General features: G+C 62.4%; 12 protein-coding genes. 4 read left to right on the plus strand and 8 right to left on the minus strand.

Going from position 1 to position 15,871, the window contains the following annotated elements; all coding sequences use genetic code 11:
* Nucleotides 1-187 precede the first annotated feature (187 nt).
* Nucleotides 188-1,708, plus strand: a complete 1,521-nt coding sequence (locus NCHU2750_RS15790; protein WP_119941379.1) for a PAS domain-containing sensor histidine kinase — start codon at nt 188-190, stop codon at nt 1,706-1,708.
* Nucleotides 1,709-1,721: 13 nt separating this feature from the next.
* Here the strand turns inward: NCHU2750_RS15790 and eutC are convergent, their stop codons facing one another.
* Both eutC and NCHU2750_RS15800 read right to left on the minus strand, forming a co-directional pair.
* A complete protein-coding gene (gene eutC, locus NCHU2750_RS15795; protein WP_119941380.1) occupies nt 1,722-2,504 on the minus strand; it encodes an ethanolamine ammonia-lyase subunit EutC in 783 nt (260 codons plus the stop codon).
* Between the two features lies 1 nt (nt 2,505).
* The gene (locus NCHU2750_RS15800; protein ID WP_119941381.1) at nt 2,506-3,897 is read right to left on the minus strand and encodes an ethanolamine ammonia-lyase subunit EutB; all 1,392 of its coding nucleotides are present in this window, start codon (nt 3,895-3,897) and stop codon (nt 2,506-2,508) included.
* Nucleotides 3,898-4,081: 184 nt separating this feature from the next.
* Here NCHU2750_RS15800 and NCHU2750_RS15805 point away from each other — a divergent pair, with 184 nt between their 5' ends.
* The gene (locus NCHU2750_RS15805; RefSeq protein WP_119941382.1) at nt 4,082-4,882 is read left to right on the plus strand and encodes a potassium channel family protein; all 801 of its coding nucleotides are present in this window, start codon (nt 4,082-4,084) and stop codon (nt 4,880-4,882) included.
* A gap of 78 nt (nt 4,883-4,960) precedes the next feature.
* Complete coding sequence (locus tag NCHU2750_RS15810; RefSeq protein WP_119941383.1) at nt 4,961-5,938, plus strand: LacI family DNA-binding transcriptional regulator; 978 nt, start codon at nt 4,961-4,963, stop codon at nt 5,936-5,938.
* Nucleotides 5,939-6,171: 233 nt separating this feature from the next.
* Here the strand turns inward: NCHU2750_RS15810 and NCHU2750_RS15815 are convergent, their stop codons facing one another.
* The 5 genes from NCHU2750_RS15815 to NCHU2750_RS15835 all read right to left on the minus strand — a co-directional run bounded on the left by NCHU2750_RS15815 (nt 6,172) and on the right by NCHU2750_RS15835 (nt 11,331).
* Nucleotides 6,172-7,452: an ABC transporter substrate-binding protein gene (locus tag NCHU2750_RS15815; RefSeq protein ID WP_119941384.1), complete on the minus strand. Its 1,281-nt coding sequence runs from the start codon at nt 7,450-7,452 to the stop codon at nt 6,172-6,174.
* Between the two features lie 67 nt (nt 7,453-7,519).
* Entirely contained in the window at nt 7,520-8,368 is an 849-nt protein-coding gene (locus NCHU2750_RS15820; protein WP_119941385.1) for a carbohydrate ABC transporter permease, read from the minus strand.
* A complete protein-coding gene (locus tag NCHU2750_RS15825; RefSeq protein WP_119941386.1) occupies nt 8,365-9,297 on the minus strand; it encodes a carbohydrate ABC transporter permease in 933 nt (310 codons plus the stop codon). Before NCHU2750_RS15825 ends, NCHU2750_RS15820 begins: the two co-directional genes overlap by 4 nt.
* A gap of 1 nt (nt 9,298) precedes the next feature.
* Entirely contained in the window at nt 9,299-10,468 is a 1,170-nt protein-coding gene (locus tag NCHU2750_RS15830) for an ABC transporter ATP-binding protein (protein WP_119941387.1), read from the minus strand.
* Nucleotides 10,465-11,331 carry a metallophosphoesterase family protein gene (locus NCHU2750_RS15835; RefSeq protein ID WP_119941388.1) on the minus strand — a complete coding sequence of 289 codons (867 nt, stop codon included), beginning with the start codon at nt 11,329-11,331 and terminating at the stop codon, nt 10,465-10,467. Before NCHU2750_RS15835 ends, NCHU2750_RS15830 begins: the two co-directional genes overlap by 4 nt.
* 259 nt (nt 11,332-11,590) lie before the next feature.
* On the opposite strand from NCHU2750_RS15835, the gene NCHU2750_RS15840 reads away from it, so the two are divergent.
* Nucleotides 11,591-14,152: a GcvT family protein gene (locus NCHU2750_RS15840; protein ID WP_119941389.1), complete on the plus strand. Its 2,562-nt coding sequence runs from the start codon at nt 11,591-11,593 to the stop codon at nt 14,150-14,152.
* Nucleotides 14,153-14,314: 162 nt separating this feature from the next.
* On the opposite strand, the gene NCHU2750_RS15850 is transcribed toward NCHU2750_RS15840, so the two are convergent.
* Nucleotides 14,315-15,706, minus strand: a complete 1,392-nt coding sequence (locus tag NCHU2750_RS15850) for an FAD/NAD(P)-binding protein (protein ID WP_119941390.1) — start codon at nt 15,704-15,706, stop codon at nt 14,315-14,317.
* Nucleotides 15,707-15,871 lie beyond the last annotated feature (165 nt).

A 15,871-nucleotide genomic window follows, 5' to 3' on the forward strand; every position in this document is an offset into this window, starting at 1 on the left:
TAGACAATCCAGGGTAATTTCAGAGAAGAATAGCACGGCTTTCTGCGATAGTCTGTCACAACGACGGGAAGATGTCTGCGGGTAATCAATTATATACGGGGAAGGGAAATTGCAGGGCGAGACGGGGATAAGGATACGACGGCGGGAAGGCCAATCTGGACTTCTCCGGCCAGACAGGCGCTATCGCGTGGCGCTCGCTGCGGCGCTGGCACTTGTCATCTTCACCATCGACACCTTCACCATGCTCGCCAGCGCGGTTGCAGTCCTTTACGTGCTGGTCATCGTGCTCGCCGGCGATCTCGGCAGCAAGCGCATCGTTCGCACCGCATCGGCAGTCTGCGCAACCTTTACCGTCATAAGCTTTCTCATCTCCCATGCGAATGACTGGGAAACACAGGCGACGCTGCGTCTGCTGTTCAGCCTCGCCGCCAATATTGTCACGACGCTGCTGCTGTTGAGACGGGTCGGCGACGAGGCAGCCTTGAAGGAGAGTGAACACCGCTATCGCACGATCTTCGAAACGCTGGCGATCGCGATCTGGGAAAACGACTTCCGCCATGTCATGGCCGAACTGACGTCGATCAGAGAGAGCGGCATCACCGACCTTCGCCAATATCTCGCAGACCATCCCGGCCTCGCCTGCGACTTGCGCCGGTCTGTCCGCATTACCGACGTCAACCAGACGGCACTGACGCTGATGGGTATTCCGTCCAAGCAAGAATTCTTCACCTCGCTCGACGATTTCCTGCCCGACCGGGACGGCGGCTTCGTCAATTTCCTTGTCGCTCTTTTCGAGGGACAGAGGGACTTCCAGTCCGAAACCACGGTGCGAAGCCGCGACGGCAGGCTCATCCCGATTCTGGTTGCCATAAGCTTTCCGAAAGATGGAACGGGTCTCGACCGCATACAGGCAAGCATCGTCGACATGACCGAGCGTCATCAGTTCCAGGAGGCGCTGGAAGCCTCCAGGCAGGAACTGGAACAGGCGTCGCGCGCCGCCATGATCGGCGAGATTTCCGCCTCGATCGCCCATGAAGTCAACCAGCCGCTGTCGGCGATCATGACCTGCGTCCAGGCCGGCACGCGCTGGCTCGACCGGACGCCGCCCGACATCTCAGAAGCGAGAGCAGCACTTCAGGATGCCGCTGCAGCGACCGAACATGCCGCCCAGGTCGTTCGCCGCGTCCGGATGCTGCTCGGCAAATCCAAGTCGGAAAGCGCCAAACTGTCCGTCGATGCCGTGCTCGGCGAAGCAGCGCAACTCAAGCAGAAGGAATTGCTGACGGCAGGGGTGGAGCTGCAGCTCTCGCTCGGCGCGCCGGCCGCCGTCATCCGCGGCGACAAGATCCTGCTGCAGCAGGCCTTCATCAACATCATCACCAACGCCATCCATGCGATGGAAACGGTCAGGGACGACAGCCGCAGTCTCAGGGTCGAAAGCCGGCAGGACAAGGACGGCATTGCCATACGCTTCCTCGACAGCGGCGCCGGCCTTGGCATGACGGCACCGGAAACGCTGTTCAAGCCGTTCAACACGACCAAGGTCAACGGCATGGGTCTGGGGCTCGCCATGTGTCGCTCCATCACCATGGCCCATAGCGGCAATATCTCGTTGCGGAATCGCGACGACGGCAAGGGCGCCATCGTCGAGATAAGGCTGCCGAGCCATGTCGACGAGATGGAAACGGCGGAGCCGTTGACTGCCTGATGGCTAGGCCTGCTCAGCTGGCCCCGAGCTTTGCCACCGCAGCCTTGAGCGCCACGCCGCTCACCCTTGTCCTCGCCATGTCACGCACGAGGCCGGCAATGATCTCCGCCGCCTCGCCGATCTTCAGCCCGCCATCGCGGATATTCGAGATACAGTTGCGGCCGGAATCCGGATTTCCCGGTTTCGGCCCATAGGTGATATAGGCGCCGAGACTGTCGGCGGCTGAAAGACCTGGGCGTTCGCCCACCAGCACGATCGAAAGCTTTGCGCCAAGCGCCTCCCCCACCGGATCGCCGAGCGCCACGCGGGCCTGGCTCGCCAGCACGATCGGCCCCACCTGCAGGTTGATCGCCGACAGCTTCGGCACCAGCGCCTCGATCAGCGGCACGGCGTTGAGATCCACGGCACTCGACGACAACCCGTCGGCCACGACGATGGCGATGTCGCAGGATGTCTCCGCAGCAAGCACCTTCAGGCTTTCCGTCGACGCCGCATTGAGCAAGCGGCCAAGATCCGGGCGGCGCACATAGACACTGCGGCTGTCGGCCATGCTGTCCACCCTGGCGACGGAAAAGCCGAGGCGGTTGAGGCAGTCGGCAAGCGATGCCCGGTCGACACTCGTCCACACCGCCTCGCGCGCCTTCGCATGGTCGAGCAGGAAGGAGAGCTGCGCCCGTGTCGGCAGGCCCGCGCCATGACGTCCGAGCGCCACCCGCGCATCGGTCATGTCCCGCAGATCGAGCCTGCGCTCTGCCGCCGATGCCTCGGTCTCTGCCGGTTCTATGGTCTTTGCCATCTCAGGCCCCGATCAAGGCGCTGCTGCGCACATAGTTGGAAAGCGCCGCCGGCTCGCCGACCAGCGCCCCGTCGCGGTCGGTAAGTCCGATCTCCTTCAGCCATGCCTCGAATTCCGGTGCCGGCGGCCGTTTCAGCGTTTCGCGGCAATAGACGGCATCGTGATGCGACAGCGACTGATAGTTCAGCATGATGTCGTCGGCGCCGGGCACGGTGATGACGAAATTGACATTCGCCGCACAGAGCAGCGTCAGGAGCGTATCCATGTCCTCCTGGTCGGCATCCGCATGGTTGGTATAGCAGACATCAACCCCCATCGGCAGGCCGAGAAGCTTGCCGCAGAAATGGTCCTCGATGCCGGCACGGATGATCTGCTTGCCGTTGAACAGATATTCCGGCCCGATGAAGCCGACCACCGTATTAACCAGCAGCGGATCGAACTCGCGGGCAACCGCATAGGCGCGCGCCTCCATCGTCTGCTGATCGACGCCGAAATGCGCATCGGCGGAAAGGGCCGCCCCCTGCCCCGTCTCGAAATACATGACATTGGAGCCCGGCATGCCGCGACTGAGCGACCGCCCCGCCTCATGCGCCTCCTTAAGCAGCGCCAGATCGACGCCGAAACCGCGATTGGCCTTTTCCGACCCCGCCACCGACTGGAAGACGAGGTCGACCGGCGCGCCGCGCTCGATCGCCTGGATCGCAGTCGTCACATGGCCGAGACAACAGGTCTGGGTGGGGATGGCGAGCTTTTCGCGCAGTTCGTCCAGCAGCGAGACGATGCGGATATAATCGTCCGTGCTGTCGGTCGCCGGATTGACGCCGATCACCGCATCGCCCGATCCCATCAGCAAGCCGTCTATGGCGGATGCGATGATGCCCCGGCTGTCATCGGTCGGGTGGTTCGGCTGGTTGCGGGTGGAAAGCCGGCCAGCAAGCCCGATCGTGTTGCGGAAACGGGTGACGACCCGGCGCTTTGCCGACACCGCGATCATATCCTGCAGCCGCATGATCTTGGAGACCGCCGCCACCATCTCGGGCGTCAGCCCCCAGGTGATCGCCTCCAGACGGTCATGCGTCGTCTCGGGCCTGAGCAGCCATTCGCGGAATTCGCCGACGGTCATCGACGAGACCGCGGAAAACGCCGCGGGATCGTGCCGCTCGGCAATCAGTCGCGAGACCTCATCGTCATCGGATGAAATCAGCTCTTCCGACAAAAATGCTTTCATTGGCAGATCGGCCAACGCCATCTGCGCCGCCAGCCGCTCGACCGGGCCGTCTGCCGCAATACCCGCCAGTTGGTCGCCCGACCGCTCCGGCGTCGCCTTTGCCAGCAATGCCTTCAGGTCGTCGAAACGAAATACCGTCTGCTCGATCGTCGTCTTATAGGCCATAGGAAACTCAATCCGAAAAACGGTCAGGTAAAAAAATCGGCCTCCCCGAGCGCACCAGCTTCTCCCGGCCTGTGCCCTCAGCGCGAATTAAGCACGACAAACCACCCGCTTTTCAAGATCAAACTCGATCCATCGCCGGATTGGTTGCGCTTGACCTCTGGCACGCGACCAATATTTACGCCGAATGGACACGCAAGGCACGTCACATCGCCACCGCCCGAAACTCCACGCGCTGAGAGATACGGCCCGGCGTGTCGCCACCGGCCGCGACACTTGGGCGCTGCGCTGGCAGGCGCTGCTCGCCATCGTCGATATCTGCATCCTCGCCTTCTTCCTGGCCGGCCCCTATCTGCGCGACGGGCCATCCTACCTGATCATCGACTATGCGATCGCAGTCTGGGTGGCAGCAGAACTCGTCGCGCGGGCATTGGCGGCGCCGTCCTTCGGAAAACTCCTCAAGACACCGATGACCTGGGTCGACCTCGTGATTCTCGGGACGCTGCTCTTCCCCGACATCCTGTTCAACTTCGCCTTCCTCAGGGTGATGCGCATCTGGGCGATCGGCCGCAGCCCGCTTCTGAAGGAAATCATGCGCCGCTTCGGCTGCCTGCATCTTGAAGATGTCACGCGCGCCTGCCTGAACTTCCTCGTCTTCCTGTTCCTGGTGACGGGCTTCGTCTACACGACCTTTTTCTACGATCGCAGCAATGGCGAGGGATTTGTCGACGCGCTCTATTTCACCGTTGCCACCATCACTACGACCGGCTTCGGCGATATCACCCTGCCTGGCACGCTCGGCAAGCTGACCTCCGTCGTCACGATGATCATCGGCATCTCGCTCTTCGTGCGCCTCGCCCAGACGATCATCAGGCCGCACAAGGTCCGCTTCGCCTGCCCCGAATGCGGCCTGCAGCGGCATGACACGGACGCCGTTCACTGCAAGGCCTGCGGCCATCTTCTCAACATCCCCGACGAAGGACACTGACGGGGCGCTGCGAGAAGCGTCACAGTCACGTCAAACCTGTGCTATAGCAGGCACGGGATGTGACGGAGAGGCGACGATTTGACGACGCTGCAGGACGTGGCGGAACGCGCCGGCTGCTCGCTTGCGACGGCAAGCCGGGCACTGACCCTCAAGGGCTCGGTCAGCGACGCGATGCTGAAAAAGGTGCGCCGCGCCGCCGCCGAACTCGGCTATCGCCATACGGTTTCCGGCGGCAAATCCGGCCGAAGGCTCGTCGTCGGCATCCTGATCCCTAGCATCACAAACCCCGTCTTCTCCTCCTCGCTGTCGAGCATCGAAAACCGCATGCTGATGGCCGGCCACGGCGTGCTGATCGCCCAGTCGAACTACGATCCCGCCCGTGAACTCGATGCCGTGGCGGCCCTGCTCAACGAAAGACCCACCGGGCTGATCCTGACGCTCTGCGCGGCGGAAAAAAGCGGCATCCTAGATTTGCCCCTGCCGCCCACGGTGCTTTTGCACAACCGCCCGACCGCACATTTTCCGTCCGCCGTGACGGTCGACAATTTCAGGGCCGGACACGAACTGACCACCCATCTGCGCGACCTCGGCCACGAGCGTATTCTCTTCCTGTCCGGCAGCTTTGCCGCATCCGACCGCGCCCGCCTGCGTTACGACGGCTATGCCAAGGCGATGGCGCAAACCGGCGTCGAGCCCTTGCCCGCCATGCAGATCTCCTTTGTCGGCGATTACGACATGCTCGACCTGTCGACCGCAATCGCCGACTGGAAGCCGACAGCCATCATCGCCTCCAACGATCTGCTGGCTTTCGGCGTCATCGGTGCCCTGCGTCGCGAGGGCCTGTCCGTGCCGGGCGACATTTCGGTTGCCGGCTTCGACGGCATATCGCTCGGCCGCATGATGGACCCACCGCTGACGACGATCGAAATGCCCGATGCCAGCATGGGCGCCGCCGCCGCCTCCCTGCTTCTCGACATCGCCGAAAACGCCGCCCCGCCAAGGCATCTGGAAATGGCTTACACGCTGCGGCGCGGCGGGAGTGTGCGGGCGGTTTGAGCGGGGCGCAATTTATATGCCCTAAAAAGTCCCCTCCCAACCCTCCCCACAAGGGGGAGGGCTTAACCCAGCCAAACCGCCGAGGCTCAATTGAGGCAGATGGCCGCCACAGATCTTCTCCCCCCTTGTGGGGGAGATGGCCGGCAGGCCAGAGAGGGTCTTTCTTCACAACAAAACAAAAAACCGCCGGACCTTTCGATCCGACGGCCTGTCATGTGCGGGGGGCTGAGAACTCAGCTGCGCGGCAAGAGGCGCTTCACTTCCTTGGCGGCGTCGTCCAAGGCTTCCTTCGGCGTGGCCGACTGCTCGACGACGCGGGCGGTGTTGTCGACGATCGTCTGGGTGACACGAACGCCGTTGGAACCCGGGAAGGCATACCACGGGATCATCCGCGGCATCTGCTTCAGGCCGGCCTGGAACAGCGGATTTTCCTTGTAGAAGTTGCCGAGATATTCCGGCGACTTGGCGGCCAGTTCATTGTTCGGAACGTAGCCGGTGCCCGGAACGACGACCGAGGCGCCGTAAGGGCCGGCAGCGAACTTGGCGAACTTCCATGCGGCTTCCTGCTTGGCGGCATCATGGGTCAGGATGACGACGGCATTGCCGCCGGTCGGCAGCTTGCCGTTGACCGGGTCGAGAAGCGGGATTTCAGCTGTACGCAGGTCGAACTTGCCGCCGACATTCTTGATCGTGTTGCGAAGCGCCCCGGTGGTCTGGAAAGTGAAGCCGACCTTGCCGGCAACGAAGGCCTGCTCGCCGGCAGCCTTGGTGAAGACCGGCATGCCGGCTTCCTTGACCATGCGGTCGATGATGTTCATCGCCTTCTGGCCTTCCGGACCGTTGAACGTGACCTTGCTTTCGTCTTCCGAAAGCATCGTGCCGCCGGCGCCGAACAGCAGCGCGGAGAACATCCAGTCGTCGCCCTGCCAGCGGAAGTCGATGGAATCGACGCCGTTGCCGAGCGCCTTGATCTTGGCGCCGAGAGCGATGACTTCGTCCCAGGTCTTCGGCGGCTGGTCTGGATTGCCGCCGGCAGCTTTAACCAGATCGGCATTGTAATACATGATCGGGTTGGAGGTCGCGAAAGCGAGGCCGACCTGCTTGCCGTCGACCTGCGCGAGCTTCAGGATCGTGTCCGAGAAGCCCTGCTCGGCCATCGAAGCCTTGTCCTTGGCAATCATCGGGCCCATGTCGACCGGGATATTGCGTTCGCTCGCCATGCGCAGGCGGTTGAGCGCGATGAAGGTCAGATCCGGCATTTCTGCCGTACCGGCCTGGCGCATGATCGTCTGGATGCCTTCTTCATAGGTCGGAGAAGGATTGGCGAACTGGATCTTGATATCCGGGTTCTCTTCCATGAACTTCTTCGAGATCGTGTCCATCACGTCCTTGAAGAAGCCCGGCATCGGGTAATGCACGGTCAGCGTCGTTTCGGCATGGGCCGGCAGCGCTACAGTCATGGCGCCGGAAAGGGCGACGCCCGCTGCGGCAAGGATCTTGGTGAAATGCTTCATCGCATGGCTCCTGCGTTGAACAAGTAGGGTTTCAGGCTTGCGGTATGGGCGACCGGGGATAAGGGCTTCAGCCCTTGAGACCGGTCATGGTGATCCCTTCGACGAAGCGCTTCTGGGCGACCAGAAAGGCGGCGACGAGGGGGAAGGTGATGATCAGGGTTGCCGCCATCAGGGCGCCGTAGTCGTCGCCGGCTTCGGCGGCGCGGAAGTAGAGAAGGCCGAGCGGCGGGGTGGCATAGGCCTGATCGGAGACGACGATCAGCGGCCAGTAGAGGTCGTTCCAGTGGGCGACGACCGAGAAGATCGAAAACGCCGTGACCGCCGGCCAGGCATTCGGCACGATGACGCGGGCAATCACGCCGATCTCGCTCATCCCGTCGAGACGGGCGGCATGAATCAGGTCGTCCGGCATGGCGCGGAAGAACTGCAGGAACAGGAAGATGCCGAAGACCGAGATCGAGAAGGGCGCAACCAGCGCCGTATAGCTGTTGAGCGCACCGACGCTATCGAAACCGACATAGAGTGGCAGCGCCGTCGCATGGATCGGCACCAGAAGGCCGAGCATGACGAGAACCATCATCGCCTTCGCCGCACGGAACTTCAGCTTCGCCATGGCATAGGCGCAAGGGATGGCGATGACGACCTGGATGACGAGGATCATCGCGCAGATGATCACGCCGTTGAACAGGAGCATCGCCATATTCACGCGCGACCAGGCCTTGGCGAAATTCTCCGCATAGAACCAGTGCTGCGGGATGAGGTTGAGCGACGAGGTGAAGATGTCGCTCTGGCCCTTGCCGGCAGTCGAGATCATGAAGATGTAGGGCGCCAGGAAGACGAGAGCGCCGAGGCCGAGGATGGCGAGCCGGACGACGCGGCCAACCGAAAAGGCGGGGGTGAAGGCGTTCGCTCTCATGAGTAATGCACCTGCTTGTCCTGCACCCGGTACTGGAAGAACATCAGCACGACGAGGATGGCGAGGAAGACGACGGTCATTGCCGAGGCATAGCCGACCCGCAGATAGACGAAGCCTTCCTGGTAGATCGTGTAGAGCAGCACTTCCGAGGCCTTGTTCGGGCCGCCTTCGGTGAGCGTCTTGACCGTCTCGAACACCTTGACCGAATTGATGATGCTGATCGTGGTGACGAACAACGTCGTCGGCCCGAGCATCGGCCAGGTGACCAGCCGGAACCGGTCCCAGGCGGATTTCGCCCCGTCGATCTCGGCTGCCGAATAGAGCTCCCGCGGAATGGCGGTAAGGCCGGCGAGGAACAGCACCAGGTTGAAGCCGACAGACTGCCAGACGCCGATGATCGACAGGCTGTAGAGAACCATGCCGGCCGAGCCGAGCCAGTTCGGCCCGGTAACGCCGATCATCGCGAGCATGGCATTGATCGGCCCGATCGTCGGGTGGAAGAGATATTGCCACACGGTCGCCATGGCGACGAGCAGTGATGCGACCGGCAGGAAATAGGCGGTGCGGAAGAACGACTTGCCGATCCCTTCCGCCTCGATCAGCATGGCAAGACCGAGCGCCATGAAGATCGAAACCGGCGTCACGATCACGGCATAGACGGTCGTGTTCCACAGCGACTTCTGGAACGTCCGGTCGGAGAACAGCTCGCTGTAATTATCGAAGCCGACGAATTCGAAGCCCGGATAGCCGAGCTCGAAATTGGTGAAACCGAGAAAGATCACGGCCGCCACCGGCAGGATGATGAACAGGAAGACCAGCACGATGGCCGGCAGCGACAGCATGATGCCGGCACGCGCCTCGTGGCGTTCGGCGGCCGATTGCCGGGCCTTGGGTATGACCGGTGCTGCATCGATCGAAGTTGCGGCCATGTCAGCCATGGGCCGCCTCCCTCATCGCATTTTCCGCCAGCGGCGCCGAGGCAAGCCGGGCACCATCGGCACCGAAGACGAAAATATGCTGGGCGGCCGCCGAAAGGCGAACCGGTGCGCCGGAGACAAGGCCTGCACCTTCGGCCGGCGTCACCTTGGCGATCATCGTCTCGCCGATCGCATCGAGACGGCAATAGACGATGATTTCCGAGCCGAGGAACTCGACCCGCTCGACATGCGCGGGCAACCCCACGTCGCCCGAGCGCGATACCCGAACAAATTCCGGCCGGATACCGAGCGTGACCTGGCTGCTTGCCGCAAGATTGCGATCGGCCAGCACGCAGCGCTCGGTCCCGAGCGCCACGATACCATTGTCTTCCACCTGCGAGGCAATCAGGTTGATGCGCGGCTGGCCGACGAATTTCGCCACTTCGATATGCTGCGGATCGTCATAGATCACCTGCGGCGGGGCAAGCTGCAGCAGCGAGCCGCCGATCATCACCGCCACCCGGTCCGCCATCGACAAAGCTTCCGCCTGGTCATGGGTGACATAGACGGTCGGCACACCGGCGCGGCGGTGCAGTTCGACGATCTCGCCGCGGGCATGGACGCGCAGGTTGGCATCGAGGTTCGACAGCGGCTCATCCATCAGGAACACTGCCGGGCGGCGCACCATGGCACGGGCAAGCGCCACGCGCTGGCGCTGGCCACCGGACATCTGGCCGGGCTTGCGGTCGAGAAGATGGTCGATCTTGAGCGAAGTCGCCATCTCGCGCACGTCGCGATGGATATCGGCAACGGCCTTGCGCTGGCCCGGCATCAGCGGTGCGACGAAAGGAATGCGCTGTGCCCGCGTCAGCCGGCGCATGACGAGCGGCACGGCAATGTTCTGCGCCGCCGTCAGATGCGGATAGAGCGCATAGGACTGGAACACCATCGCGACATTGCGGTCAGCCGCCTGAACCTGGCTCACTTCGCGCCCGTCGATAACGATCTCGCCGCTGTCGGAGGTTTCCAGACCCGCGAGGATGCGCAGAAGCGTACTCTTGCCGCAGCCAGACGGACCGACCAGCGCGATGAACTCGCCCGGCTCTGCATCAAGGCTCACACCCTTGAGGATCTGGTTGCCGCCGAAGGATTTCTGGATGTTGTTGAGAGTGAGCGCGCTCATTCGGCGGCCTCCTCCTGCGCCCGGCGATGCGACTTCGCCGCCGGGCCGCCCTTGGGGGCAGAGGCCGGATAGACTTCGTGGATGACGTCGTCGATGTAATGGGCGGTCGTGCCCGGCACGGCGACGATCTCGCTTTGAACCTCGTCGCCGAATTCATGCACGACGGCGCCGATCAGCCGCTCGCCCGGCATTTCGCGCTCCAACGTGTCGATGATGAAGGCGGCCGAAGGACCCCAGACGATCGAGGTGTCCTTGAACCTGCCCTTCCAGGCCCAGTGCAGATGGCCGCTGGCAAACAGCGGCACGTCATGCTCAGCCATCAGGTCGAAGAAACGCTGGCGCTGGGCGGGGCGAAACCCCCAATAGCCCGTGTCGCCTTCTTCCGGATCATCGACAAACAGCGGCTTGTGGGAAAACAGCGCCAGCCGGCGTCCGTTGCGCTCCTCGAATGCGGTCCGCAACCATTCGAACTGCGCTTCCTCTTCTTCGTCCTCGTGACCGACGAGAAGCGCGTTGAGCCCAACGAAACGCCAGCCGTTCGCATCCTCAATGAAACGGTCGCTGCCGGTCAGATCGCGCCAGCGCTTCAGGCGCTCGGCATTGACCGGCTGGTGCGAACCCGGCAGATGGCCGACATCGTGATTGCCGGGAATGATCAGCATCGGCGCAGTGGCCTGCCGCATCAGGTCCATCGAGAAGGTGATGTCGTGGTCCTTGTCGGCACCATCGACGGAGAGATCGCCGGTATGGATGATCAGGTCGGCCTTCTGGTCCTCGATCCAGGTCAGGAGCGGTTCCCAATTGCCGTTGAAATGGGGCTTCTCCGGGCTGAAATGGGTATCGGTGATCTGGATGACTTTCATGGTCGGCTCTCCGGTCTTTCGGGGCGCGTACCAAAGCTTGGCGGCACGCTGTTGCGAGCCTCCTTAGTCCCGGCTTGTGTCAGGCTGGTAACAAGCCTTTCCAACGGCTTTTCATTTTGGTCACAAAAGCTTCACGCTGACCAAGAGACCGCGGGACAAGATCATCGCGATGACGGAGGAAAGGGCTTTCCGTGTCGTATATCGACTGGGCCGCGACAAGAACTGTCGCTAATCTCTGGGCCACATTCAGGAGACGGCAATGGCAGAATTTCCAACAAAGGCAAAAGTGGTCATCATCGGTCTGGGCGGCATCGTCGGCGCCTCGATCGCCCACCATCTGGTGGAGCGCGGCTGGGACGACATTGTCGGCATCGACAAGTCCGGTATCCCGACCGATATCGGCTCGACCGCCCATGCCTCGGACTTCTGCTACACGACGAGCCACGACTATCTGTCGGTCTGGACCACCCAGTATTCGATCGATTTCTATGAGAAGATGGGCCACTACGCCCGTATCGGCGGCCTTGAAGTCGCCCGCACCGGCGATGATGCCTGGATGGAAGAGATCAAGCGCAAGCTGACCTCCGCCAAGGCTTTCGGCACCCGCGCCCATTATGTCTCGCCCGCCGAGATCAAGGAAAAATTCCCGCTGATCGAGGAGGATCAGGTGCAGGGCGGCATGTATGATCCCGATGCCGGCCTCGTCATTCCCCGCTCGCAGACCGTCGCCGGCAAGCTCGTCGATGCAGCCGAAAGGGCCGGCAAGCTGCAGGTCTTCGGCAATACGCCGGCGAAGTCGCTGATCGTCGAGAACGGCCGCATCAAGGGTGTCGTCACCCATCGCGGCACGATCATGGCCGATTACGTCATCGTCTGCGCCGGCATCTGGGGCCGCCTGATCGCCGAAATGGTCGGCGAGGACCTGCCCGTCATGCCGGTCGATCACCCGCTCACCTTCTTCGGCCCCTATAACGAGTTCGAAGGCACCGGCAAGGAGATCGGCTTCCCGCTTTTGCGCGACCAGGGCAATTCCGCCTATATGCGCGACACCGGCGACCCGAACACGACCGAGGGCGGCCAGATCGAATGGGGCTATTACGAGACAGCAAACCCGCGCCTCTGCCATCCGCGTGACATTCTCGAAAAGCACGAGGCGCGCCTGTCACCGTCTCAGCGCGACCTCGACATGGAGCAGATCCTTGAACCACTCGAAAAGGCGATGGAACTGACCCCGATCCTCGGCGAACTCGGCTACAATGAAGGCCATTCCTTCAACGGCCTCTTACAGGTGTCTGCCGCCGGCGGCCCTTCCTGCGGCGAAAGCCAGAAGGTCCGCGGCCTCTGGTATTGCGTCGCCATCTGGGTCAAGGACGGCCCCGGCTACGGCAAGCTGATCGCCGACTGGATGACCGATGGCCGCACCGAAGTCGACCACAACTCGATCGACTATTCCCGCTTCTACCCGCACCAGCTGACCGAGGAATTCATCCACGGCCGCACCTATGAAGCGGCCCAGAAGATCTATTTCCCCGCTGTCCACCCGCGCGAGCCCTATGCGACCGGCCGCAACGCCAAGCGCTCGCCCTTCTACGAGCGCGAAAAGGAACTCGGCGGCTACTTCATGGAACTCGGCGGCTGGGAACGTGCCCACGGCTATGCCGCCAACGAACATCTGCTCGAAAAATACGCCGACAAGGTGCCGGTGCGCGAGAACGAATGGGACAACCGCCATTTCTGGCGTGTCTCCAATGCCGAACATCTGGCGATGAGCGAGGATTGCGGCATCGTCAACCTATCGCATTTCCACATGGTCGACATCGAGGGTCCCGACCACGTCGAGCTGCTCGAATGGCTCTGCGCCGCGAAGATCGGCGGGGACGCCAATATCGGCAAGGGCATCTACACCCACTTCCTCGACGACGAGGGCATGGTGCGCGCCGACTTCACCGTCTTCCGCATGGAAGACCGTGGCCGCCTCGTCAACGGCGCCGATGCCGGCCCGCGCGATTACCACTACATGAAGCGCATCGCCGAGGACAAAGGCCTCGACGTGACGATCACCGACGTCTCGGAACAGTTCATCACCATCGGCATCTGGGGCCCGAATGCCCGCGATACGCTGAAAAAGGTTGTCGCCGACCCGGCCGGACTCGACGTCGAGAATTTCGCCTTCGCCGCCATCAAGCCGATCGAGATCGCCGGCAAAAAGGTCTCCGCCTTCCGCATTTCCTATGTCGGCGAACAGGGCTGGGAACTGCATATGAAATACGAGGACGGCCTCGCCGTATGGGATGCCCTGCGTGCAACGGGCGTCATGGCCTTCGGCGTCGAGACCTATGCAAACTCGCGGCGCATGGAAAAGTCGCTGCGCCTGCAGAACGGTGATCTTCTTACCCAGTATAACCTGATCGAGGCCGACCTTGCCCGCCCCAAGGTCAAGGAAGCCGATTTCCGCGGCAAGGCCAAGCATCTGGAATACAAGGCTAGGCCCCACCAGCCGGCGATGCTCTGCACCCTCGTCATGACCGACAACACCGATGCGTCAGGCGTCAAGCGCTACCCGGTCGGCTCCATGCCGGTGATGGACCCCGACACCGGCAAGACGCTGGTGGATGAACTCGGCCGCCTCTCCTACACGACCTCGGTCGCCTATGGCCCGACCATCGGCAAGAACATCGCGCTTGCATATCTGCCGCACGACTATGCCCAGGTCGGCCGCAAGCTGACGGTCAATTATTTCAACGAGGACTTCCCGGTGGAAGTGGCAGCCGTCGGCTACAAGCCGCTCTACGACCCGGAGAATTTGAAACCGAGGACGTAGTCGCCTCCCCGCCCCTCATTCCTGTGCCTGTCACAGGAATCCAGCCGACGCGCGTCCGCGCGTCGAGAAGACTCCTTTCAGCCCAAAGACTTGGGCTGGCTGGATTCCTGTCACAAGGACAGGAATGAGGGCTGTGATTGTGTCTCCCTCGCTCCAGAAACCTCAGGCGCTCTGCCGGTAGGCCGCCTCGCCCCGCGTCTCCAGGCGTTCGGCAATCTCCATCGCGACCTGCTTTGCCTGGTCGCGGATGTTCGGCACCGCAGTGATCTCCCAGAACTGTCCCGCCGTCAGCGCCCCGACGGCATAAAGGCCCGGCCTGACATTGCCCTCGGGACAACACAGGCGCGAATGCCGGTCGACGCTCATCCCGAGCCCCAGTCTGTCCATACCGATCACCGAAGCCTCGCGCATCTGCTGCAGCAGCGGCGAATGCGCGATACCCGCCCGCTCCATGCCGGTACAGTTGACGATCCAGTCGACGGTAACATCCTTGATATCGCTCGTACCCCGCTTGCGGTAGCGGATGCCGATCCGGCCGGACACATCCTCGACCTCGCGGATGAAGCCCGCATGGACCACGACCGTTCCGTCGTCGATCAGCGGCTGGAAGCGCGCCGCCACCTGCGGTGCAAGCCGGTGCCGGTGAATATTCCACCATGCCAGTGCATGGCGCATGAACCGCGCCCGCTGAGCTTCATTGAGTTCCTGCCAGAGCGCCTGCGTGCGCGGCCGCAATCCGTCCATTAGCGCCCGCCAGTCGGCGCCGTCCCGCACCTGCGCTCTGAATGTCGCAAGGATATCGCTGATTTCCCGGCTTTTCTCCGGCAGGCGGGGTTCAACCGGGGCAGCATGGGCGGTGGTATGCCCATGCGGCACCAGCCCGCGGCGTGACAGGACATGGATCCTGCCCCTATGTCCATGTGCACGCAAGGATAGGACCTGATCGATCATGGTCAGTCCCGAACCGAGAATACAGACCTCGTCCCGTGCCCCGATCGACGACAGCCAGCCGAGCCGCCAGGGATTTTGCACCACCCGATCCTGCAGGCTCGCAGGAATGAGCTTCGAGGAGATCGGCATATCCGCATTGCCGACGCCGAGACAAAGCGCAACGTTTCGCGCTTCAAGCACCGATCCGTTGTCGAGGTGAAACTCGACCGTCGTCTCTCCCGGCATCATGCAGGCTGTCGCCTTGGCCTTGATGAAATCGACCAGCGGTCGCTCGCCCCGCTGGCGCAGCAGCACAGCCAGCCGGTCCCTCAGGTAAAGGCCGTAATCGCCCCGTGAGGCGAAGTAGTTGCCCTCGGGATTGCGCCCCTTCTCTGTCAGCCAGTCGACGAAATCGGCGGGCTCATCCGGAAACACGCTCATCCGCGCGGCGGCCACATTCAGACGGTGCAAATGGAATTCGCTTCGATAGGCGGTGCCGCGGCCAAAGCCGGGATCATCGCCGACAATGGCGATCGATTGCCCGGATTTCAGCCCGCGGAGAAGATTGATTGTCAGGGCAATCGCGGAAAATCCGGAACCGACCACGGCGACGTCATAGATCAAGGGCTCGCTCCTGCTCTATTTCGGAATGCCGGTTGCCATGTCCTGGCCCCCGATAACACTACCAAATTAGTCGCGATTGAGCCGCTGTAAAGCCCCAACTTGGAGCAGGTCATGGCAAAAGCCTGAGTGCAGAAACGAAAAGACCGCGGCATTCTTCATGCCGCG

The organism is Neorhizobium sp. NCHU2750 (genome assembly GCF_003597675.1).
Taxonomy (GTDB): Bacteria; Pseudomonadota; Alphaproteobacteria; order Rhizobiales; family Rhizobiaceae; genus Neorhizobium.

What these genes read in the sequence shown, in the direction of transcription:
- NCHU2750_RS15835 (WP_119941388.1), bottom strand. Translation starts at nt 11,331, where the DNA reads ATGAAAGTCATCCAGATCACCGATACCCATTTCAGCCCGGAGAAGCCC.
- NCHU2750_RS15830 (WP_119941387.1), bottom strand. Translation starts at nt 10,468, where the DNA reads ATGAGCGCGCTCACTCTCAACAACATCCAGAAATCCTTCGGCGGCAAC.
- NCHU2750_RS15800 (WP_119941381.1), bottom strand. Translation starts at nt 3,897, where the DNA reads ATGGCCTATAAGACGACGATCGAGCAGACGGTATTTCGTTTCGACGAC.
- eutC (WP_119941380.1), bottom strand. Translation starts at nt 2,504, where the DNA reads ATGGCAAAGACCATAGAACCGGCAGAGACCGAGGCATCGGCGGCAGAG.
- NCHU2750_RS15820 (WP_119941385.1), bottom strand. Translation starts at nt 8,368, where the DNA reads ATGAGAGCGAACGCCTTCACCCCCGCCTTTTCGGTTGGCCGCGTCGTC.
- NCHU2750_RS15815 (WP_119941384.1), bottom strand. Translation starts at nt 7,452, where the DNA reads ATGAAGCATTTCACCAAGATCCTTGCCGCAGCGGGCGTCGCCCTTTCC.
- NCHU2750_RS15805 (WP_119941382.1), top strand. Translation starts at nt 4,082, where the DNA reads ATGGACACGCAAGGCACGTCACATCGCCACCGCCCGAAACTCCACGCG.
- NCHU2750_RS15825 (WP_119941386.1), bottom strand. Translation starts at nt 9,297, where the DNA reads ATGGCCGCAACTTCGATCGATGCAGCACCGGTCATACCCAAGGCCCGG.
- NCHU2750_RS15840 (WP_119941389.1), top strand. Translation starts at nt 11,591, where the DNA reads ATGGCAGAATTTCCAACAAAGGCAAAAGTGGTCATCATCGGTCTGGGC.